The organism is Thalassotalea sp. G20_0, from assembly GCF_017744175.1.
In the GTDB taxonomy this organism is placed as follows: Bacteria; Pseudomonadota; Gammaproteobacteria; order Pseudomonadales; family Endozoicomonadaceae; genus Endozoicomonas.
Genome location: NZ_JAGHQV010000480.1, coordinates 1 through 567, shown reverse-complemented (window position 1 = coordinate 567; position 567 = coordinate 1). Strand labels below are relative to the sequence as shown.

1 protein-coding gene is annotated in these 567 nt (G+C 50.4%); it reads right to left on the bottom strand.

The features are described 5' to 3' along the window. Positions 1–567: RNA-guided endonuclease InsQ/TnpB family protein (locus J7438_RS27145; protein ID WP_209279122.1), on the bottom strand; the 567-nt coding region annotated here is incomplete at both ends.

Genomic DNA, 567 nt, shown 5'->3' with positions numbered 1-567 from the left:
GGTATGACCTGGATTGCCGGATTTCCAGCCGGTAGAGGTGGCAACAACATCCCTGATACCAAGGTCAACCCCCACGCTATTACCAGAAACCGGCAACTTCCCAACATCTGCATCGCAAAGCAGGGAGACAAAGTAACGACCGGCGCAATCTTTGGAGACTGTCACGGTTGTTGGCTTGTCTGGAATTACCCTGCTCCAGCGAATGTTCAACGGTTCCTTGTGCTTCGCCAGTGTCAACTGACCGTTGACCCACTTGAATGCAGAGCGGGTGTATTCAGCGCTTTGAACAGAGTGTTTCTTCTTGAATGTTGGGTACTTTGCCCTGCCATCCCAGAAGTTTTTAAACCCTGTTTGCAGGTGCCGGAGTGCTTGTTGAGTGGGTACGCAAGAGATTTCGTTAAGCCAGAAATACTCTGGGTTTTTCTTCAGAGCAGTAAGAGCGCTGGACGATTCGTGATAGCCAATGCGCTTTTGCTCGTTATACCAAGCGTCAGACCTGAACCGCAAAGCCCAGTTATAGACAAAACGTACACAGCCGAACGTGTGAGCAAGTTGTCGCTCCTGTTC